Raw genomic sequence first — 7,771 nt, forward strand, 5'->3', positions numbered from 1 at the left:
CGGAAGGATGGAACATGGTTGCGTATCCACGATAGCCTACGAGATTGGACAAGGATTGAAATCGAACGTCATTCTTTACCGTCTGAGGCGATTATCGACAGCCAAAGTGTGAAAAGTGCGGCAATGGCGAGTCAATCAGTGGGCTTTGATTTGATGCAGGCAAGAAAATTACAGGGCGTAAGCGATTTCTGACAGTCGATACCTTGGGTTTAGTCTTAGAGGATGTTTGAAAAGTCGGAAAGGATGTAAAAAAGCTCTCTCAGTATAAGCTGTGAATAGATAATAAACAGGACCCAGAGAGTAGTATGAGTAAAGCATACCCCAGTAACCTGACCCGTGACCAATATGAATTAATCAGCGACCTGATTCCAGAGCCTAAACCTAGAGGACGCAAGCGTGAAGTCAATATGTGGGAAGTCCTAAACGCGATTTTTTATATCTTGGTAGAAGGAGTGAGATGGAGAGCATGTTAAAGCTTTATTAATCGAAAAGTATTGGTATGAGACATTAACTTAACAGATGGAAGTTCGCTAAACGACCCGGCAATGAACGCGGTACTGAAGAAAAGCAAGGTATGGACAAGTGTTAGATTGTTGGGCATTTTGGCTCTACATTTTGAGAAAAATGTTTGCTAAAAGACTTGTTTTTTAGTAAAAACTATGAAATACTCTTAGAATACTACTAAAAGTTGACCGATAAACCGTAGTTAATGTTGACCTCTGGTATTTTGCCAGTCAAAAGAATATAACTCGTAGAAGAGAAGCAATTTCACTTCTATCTTTGGCTGTCATTCAAATTGCAATTTTTGTAATTAGGGGATGTGGAATAAATGTAAAACCTAGACAAATCAAAGGATTGAGGCGAAAAATAGAACAATGAGGTGCAAGGTTTTTCAAGATAGGAGTAGCAAAATTGAAAATAGTGAGCGTGAAATAGGGAAAAATTTGTTGCCAACAGATAGCCCAGACTCTTGTCTTTTGCCTGTCTATACGAGAATACTTTTATGGCTTACGCCACGCTCTGCTATCAGCAAGCCCTAATTAACTAAAAAATCAAACAAATCCCAATCAAGGAAAGGACTAAATGAGTACATTACAACTGTATTTTGCTAAAGCCTCTACTTTTTCCCAAAGAACCCGTGTAGTGTTGCTGGAAAAAGGAATTGATTTTACACCGATTGAAATTGACTTACAGAATAAACCAGAAGCTTTTACCCAAGTTTCTCGCTATGGAAAAGTTCCAGCCATCAAACATGGTGATGTGGAAATATATGAATCCGCAATTATCAATGAATATTTAGAAGAAGTATTTCCCGAACCAGCTTTATTACCTCATGATCCTGCTCAAAAAGCGGTTGCAAGAATTTGGATAGATTACGCTAATACCCGTTTAGTTCCAGCTTTTAATAAATTCCTGCGTGGTAAAGATACCCAAGAACAAGAACAGGGAAAGAGAGAGTTTTTAGAGTCTCTTTTGTATATTGAAGAAGAAGGATTAGGCAAACTTTCTGGTAATGGTCCCTACTTCTTAGGCGAACATTTGAGTTTAGTTGATATCAGCTTCTATCCTTGGTTTGAAAGATTACCAGTTTTAGAAAAATTCCGTAATTTTACATTGCCCACAGAAACATATAAATTACAGGAATGGTGGGAGAATTTACGTCAACGGGAATCTATTCAACAAGTTGCTAATCCTACAGAATTTTATGTAGAAAGATTCGCTAAAATTCTTGGTTTAACGGTAACAACGGCGTAGAATGCGGTTTTTGAGATTACTTTAACATTCCTGTTAATTAAAGTAATTTCACTAAGTAATGAAGATTTTGATGAAATAGAAATAAAGGTGAAAATGATGTTTAAAAGTTTTTATTTAAAGAATTTGAAAAAACCTAAGTTATTTGCTCTGGTGACAGTGTTTTTTGCATTTTTAGTAAGTATTCCCTTATTACCTTTGCCAGTATTATCAGCTAATTCTCGCGCCAATATTCAGTTTGTTTCGCCAAATTGGGTAGCTGAAAACGCCAAAGATCCTAACCTTAGAATTTTAGATGTACGTAATTTTCCTCTCGACTATATAGAAGGACATCTTCCTAATGCTGTCAACATTGCTGATACAGCTTTTAGAGGTCCAAAAGAAGGATTACCGGTACAATATTGGGAAAATCAAAAATTAGGAGAAATATTTGCTAATTCTGGTGTAACAAATAATAGTCGTGTTCTTGTATATTCAGATGGTAGAGATGTTTTAGGTGCAACAATGGTTGCTTATTTACTAGAACGTTCTGGATTGAAAGATATTGCTGTATTAGATGGTGGTTATGCTGGTTATAAAACCGATCAAGCTGTCACAAAAGAATTTCCTAAATACTCAGTCGGTAAATTCACAGTTAAAGATAACCCTTCAGTGCGTGTGAATTTAAGTGATGTGAAAAAACTGATTGGTAAATCAGGAGTTGTTTTTATTGATCCTAGACCAGAAAAATTGTTCCGGGGTGAGGAAAATATTTGGATACGCAATGGACATATTCCTGGTGCGCGGAATATTCCTTGGGTAACGTTTACAGATGCTCAAAATCCTCACAAATTAAAGTCATTAGATGAGATTAAGAAAATTCTGGCAGATAAAAAGATTACTCCTGAAAATGACATTATTGTTTCTTGTAGTACAGGACGAGAAGCTACATTACAATATGTGGTTTTAAAGCATCTGCTTAATTATCCCAAAGTCAGAATTTATGAAGGTTCTTGGACAGAATATAGCACTCACAAAGATTTACCAGTGGCTACTGGAGAGGAGAAACTAACTTAGAAAAGAGAAGAGGTGAAAAATAAATCCATGAGATATGCAATTTTGTTAATTACTGCTGCAATTTTCATCTTGATTCCAGTATATGTATTGACTGCCAATAATCTCAATCAAGATAACTTGGTCAGTTGCAGAAGTGGTAAAGAAGAACCTCCCAGTGATTCTACAAGCGATCGCTCAGGAGCTTAATACAACGTAAAATGCGGTTCTTAATATTACTACTGATTCAAGTAATTGCACTTATATCACTATTCACCAATCTACCAGTATTAGCATTTGCCGTTAACCCCTGTCCTCCAGGAATGGTAATGATTTCTGGAGGTACATTCAAAATGGGAGCAGATGATTCTGGTTTTGTGGAAGAGCAAACAGCAGAAAATGTCACAGTTACATCCTTTTGCATAGATAAATACGAAGTGACAAACGCTCAGTTCGCTGAATTTGTCAAAGCCACCAACTATGTAACAGTTGCAGAACGACCTTTATCAAAAGAACAGTTTCCCGACTTACTAGATGAGCAGAGATTACCAGGATCAATGGTCTTTCAAATGCCAAAACAAGGTGTGAAGGAAGTTCAAATTCTCAGTTGGTGGCATTGGACACCCAGTGCTAATTGGCAGCATCCCTTTGGTAGTGATAGCACTATTGTAGGGAAAGAAAACTACCCAGTTGTTCATATTGCATATCAAGACGCTGTAGCCTACGCCCAATGGTCAGGAAAATCATTACCAACAGAAGCACAGTGGGAATATGCTGCTCGCGGTGGGTTGGATGGAGCAACTTATACCTGGGGGAATCAATATTCAGTGAAAAAAGCCAACACCTGGCAGGGAATCTTCCCCTTTTTCAATACTAAAACTGATGGTTATGTAGGAACAGCAAAAGTAGGTTCTTTCCCAGCCAATGGTTATGGACTGTACGACATGACCGGCAATGTGTGGGAATGGACTTCCGACTTATTCAACGATAGATCCCCCACTTCTCAAAGAAGTCGGGGATCTGTTAACCAAAGTTTTGACCCTAAAAAACCTACAGAAACTGACCTTCATGTCATCAAAGGTGGTTCTTACCTATGTGCGCCAAACTATTGTAGCCGTTATCGTCCAGCCGCACGGGAATCAGAATCTACTGATACGGGAACAACCCATATCGGGTTTCGTTTGGTGAAGAATTTACAAGACTAACGCAAAATCTCTCTCTAACATTCTTAATCTTCGTGTCCTTTGTGTCCTTCGTGGTTCGTTAAAAGATTAAGCCTCACGCAAAGACGCAAAGACGCAAAGTTGCAGATTTCTTATACAAGGATATTGTATGTTACATTCAATTTTGCGGGTGCTGTCTCTATCTTTTCTCATCACATTGTTGATGGTAACAAGCCCCGCCTTAGCTGCGACATCAAAGGTTTTACCAGTACGTCCACCGTCTTTTGATGGTGAAATTGGCTTAACTTACAAAGATTCAAAACCAGATTTTCCCGCACCCATTAAAGCCCCGGAAAAAGCCCCGAATGTATTATTAGTATTATTGGATGATGTGGGTTTTGGGCAAGCAAGTACCTTTGGCGGACCTGTAGATACACCGAATTTAACTCGTTTAGCTGAAAAAGGATTACGTTATAACCAATTCCACACTACAGCCCTTTGTTCACCCACCAGAGCAGCTTTATTAACTGGACGCAACCATCATTCAGTCGGTACAGGTGTAGTTGCAGAGTTAGCATCTGGTTTTCCCGGTTACACAACAATTTTACCCAAGAGTGCGGCTACTGTAGCGGAAGTATTACGGCAGAACGGTTATAATACTGCTGCTTTCGGTAAATGGCACAACACACCAGATTATGAAACCAGTGCGGCTGGACCCTTTGACCGCTGGCCGACGGGATTAGGATTTGAGTATTTTTACGGTTTTTTGGGTGGTGATACTAACCAATGGAGTCCGGCTTTGGTAGAAAATACTAAGCGAGTTGCACCACCAACCAATAACCCTGATTACCATTTGACTCCAGATTTAGTAGATCATGCCATTAACTGGATTCATTCTCAACAGTCTATAGCCCCTGACAAGCCCTTTTTTACCTATTTGGCTACCGGTGCTACCCATGCACCTCATCACGCTCCCAAAGCCTGGATAGACAAGTACAAGGGAAAATTTGACCAAGGCTGGGATAAATTACGAGAAGAAACCTGTGCTCGTCAAAAACAACTGGGTGTAATTCCTGCTAATGCCGAACTTACCCCCCGTCCGGTAGAATTGCCAGCGTGGGATTCCTTATCTCCAGATGATCAAAAAATCTATGCCCATGAAATGGAAGTATTTGCCGGATTTTTGGCACATACGGACTATGAAGTGGGAAGATTAATTGATGCCATTGACCAAATTGGTGAATTAGACAACACCTTAGTTTTCTACATCGTTGGTGATAATGGTGCTAGTGCCGAAGGTGGTTTAGCAGGTAGCGTCAATGAATTAAAAGTTTTCAATAAAGTACCTGAAAGTCGAGAACAATTATTAGCTTCTTTGGATGATTTAGGTAGTCCTAAAACATTCAATCATTATCATGCAGCTTGGGCTTGGGCTGGTACAACACCATTTCAATGGACAAAACAAATAGCGTCTCATTTTGGTGGCACTCGTAACCCCTTGATTATTGCATGGGGCGATCGCATCAAAGATCAAGGCGGACTTCGTAGCCAATTTCATCATGTTATTGATATTACGCCAACTATTTTTGAAGCTGCGGGAATTACTGCACCTACTCAAGTTAACGGGGTAAAACAACAGAAAATCGAAGGTACTAGCTTAGTTTACACTTTTGATGATCCTGAAGCTGCTTCTAAACATGAAACTCAGTATTTTGAGATGTTTGGCAACCGGGCGATTTATGATGATGGATGGATAGCTGCGGCGCGTCATCCCCGATTACCTTGGCAGGGTACAATTAACGCTGACTTCGAGAAAGATCCTTGGGAACTATACAACATTGAGAAAGATTTTAGCGAAGCTAATAACCTAGCATCTGAAAATCCAGAGAAATTAGAAAAACTGCAAAAGTTGTTTTTATCAGAAGCTCGTAAACACAAAGTTTTACCATTAGATGATCGCGTTTCTGAAAGATTTGATGTCAAAAGTCGTCCTTCCCCTGCCGCAGGACGCACAACTTTTACTTACTATTCTGGTGGAGTTAGCATTCCTGAAGGTAGCGCCCCAAGTTTAAAAAATAGATCCTTTAGTATTACTGTTGATGTAGACATTCCTGAAAATGGTGCAGAAGGTGTTTTATTAACTCAAGGTGGACGTTTTGCGGGTTGGGGATTTTTTCTAGAAGATAGTAAACCAACCTACGTTTACAACTTTGCTAATTCCGAACGGTACACTATTCAATCTCCTGAAAAATTAGCACCTGGTAAATCAACAATTAAATTTAATTTTGATTATGACGGTGGTGGAGTTGGTGCAGGTGGAATTGGCAAGTTATTCATTAATGATCAACAGGTAGCTGAGGGTAGAATTGAAAAAACTTTACCCTACCGTTTGGCATTAAATGAAACTTTTGATGTCGGTCAAGATACAGGTACTCCGATTGTGGAAACCTATCAAGTACCCTTTGCATTCACAGGTAATTTACAGAAGGTTACTTTAAATTTGAATTAAAAATGTAGCAAATATAGGTTGGATTAAATAACGAAACCCAATAGGCTAAGAGATTATACAGCAGTTTCCGTTATTATGAAGTACAGATATTAATGATAAAACCCTTGTGGGACAGGCATACTTCGACATAGTTCGACTCCGCACTTCGACTTCGCTCAGTACAAGCTCACTAACCGCTCAGTACAAGTCTTGCCTGTTCATAGTGTACCTCATGTACATGGAATATGCTGTATATGTTGGGTTTCACTTTGTTCAACCCAACCTACAGATTTGTTGAAAGTGAAATAAGTGAAATAAGAAATTTATGAATGAAGTTATCCCCATTCTTGACAAAATAGCATTCCTTTGTTTTGTTGTTGCTACTATGTTTGGTACAGGTTTAAAGTTAACTGTACAAGAAATTTGGCAGCCTCTTCGTAATATCCGTTTAGTTGTTTTATCGCTACTAGTAAATTTTGTATTAGTGCCACTTTTTGTATATTTGCTTCTCCAAGTAATACCTGTGGATGAACCTGTGAAAGATGGGTTTATCATTATGGCATTAGCATCAGGTCCGCCAGCTTTACCTAAACTTGCGCAAATAGTTAAGGGGAATTTAGCTTTTTCTACAGGGTTGATGATGATGTTAATGTTCGGTACTGTTTTTTATATGCCGATTGTATTACCTTTGGTTTTGCAAGGGGTACAAGTTAACTCTTGGGATATTGCTAAACCTTTAATATTGATGATGATAATACCATTAGCAATTGGGTTATTTATTAAGTCCAAATCTGAAAATATATCCCTTAGCTTACAAGCAATTACCGCCAAATTATCTAGTTTTGGATTGCTTTTAGGTTTAGTGGTCAGATTGATAGTTCACTTTAGTGAAATTACTGTTTTATTGACAAATGGTGTGATATTTGTATGTGCTATTTTTATTGTATTTTCTTTTACTGTAGGTTATTTATTGGGAGGACCTGGTATTGATACTCAAAGAGTTTTAGGAGTAGGAACTGCACAACGCAATTTTGCTGCTGCTTTGTTAATAGGTACAAGCAATTTTGATGATCCAAATGTGATCAGTGTGATTATGGTAACGAGTTTATTAATGATGGTTTCAGTTGTAATTTTGGGTAAAAATTTACCAGAATTAGATCAAGGACAGAGTGCGGAAATAGAGCAGTTGGAAGTTTCGTGATGACATTAACAGGACTTACGCAACTGGCACAGCGATCGCTAATTATTAGTATATGTGTACTGCAATAATGAAGATGTTATTGAATCATAGGACTTACGCAACTGGCACAAGCGATGGTGCGGCTACGCTGCACCG

Annotated in this window: 7 protein-coding genes and 1 pseudogene; all 8 read left to right on the plus strand. The window is 38.6% G+C overall.

The annotated features are described in order from the left end of the window. A pseudogene (locus FFR48_RS29655) lies at positions 1-218 on the plus strand (IS5/IS1182 family transposase); the annotation flags it as partial. Between the two features lie 87 nt (positions 219-305). Further along, entirely contained in the window at positions 306-473 is a 168-nt protein-coding gene (locus FFR48_RS23145) for a transposase (RefSeq protein WP_137668986.1), read from the plus strand. A 610-nt stretch (positions 474-1,083) separates the two neighbouring features. Next, the gene (locus FFR48_RS23150) at positions 1,084-1,755 is read left to right on the plus strand and encodes a glutathione S-transferase family protein (protein WP_096572499.1); all 672 of its coding nucleotides are present in this window, start codon (positions 1,084-1,086) and stop codon (positions 1,753-1,755) included. 93 nt (positions 1,756-1,848) lie between these two features. After that, the gene (locus FFR48_RS23155; protein ID WP_236104158.1) at positions 1,849-2,808 is read left to right on the plus strand and encodes a sulfurtransferase; all 960 of its coding nucleotides are present in this window, start codon (positions 1,849-1,851) and stop codon (positions 2,806-2,808) included. Positions 2,809-2,835: 27 nt separating this feature from the next. Next, the gene (locus FFR48_RS29110) at positions 2,836-2,994 is read left to right on the plus strand and encodes a hypothetical protein (protein ID WP_187039102.1); all 159 of its coding nucleotides are present in this window, start codon (positions 2,836-2,838) and stop codon (positions 2,992-2,994) included. An 11-nt stretch (positions 2,995-3,005) separates the two neighbouring features. Continuing rightward, entirely contained in the window at positions 3,006-3,989 is a 984-nt protein-coding gene (locus FFR48_RS23160) for a formylglycine-generating enzyme family protein (RefSeq protein WP_137668987.1), read from the plus strand. Between the two features lie 127 nt (positions 3,990-4,116). Then, positions 4,117-6,456: an arylsulfatase gene (locus tag FFR48_RS23165; protein WP_137668988.1), complete on the plus strand. Its 2,340-nt coding sequence runs from the start codon at positions 4,117-4,119 to the stop codon at positions 6,454-6,456. 304 nt (positions 6,457-6,760) lie between these two features. Further along, the gene (locus tag FFR48_RS23170) at positions 6,761-7,636 is read left to right on the plus strand and encodes a bile acid:sodium symporter family protein (RefSeq protein WP_137668989.1); all 876 of its coding nucleotides are present in this window, start codon (positions 6,761-6,763) and stop codon (positions 7,634-7,636) included. Positions 7,637-7,771: the final 135 nt, after the last annotated feature.

Origin of the sequence: Sphaerospermopsis reniformis (assembly GCF_005402885.1) — a bacterium.
In the GTDB taxonomy this organism is placed as follows: domain Bacteria; phylum Cyanobacteriota; class Cyanobacteriia; order Cyanobacteriales; family Nostocaceae; genus Sphaerospermopsis; species Sphaerospermopsis kisseleviana.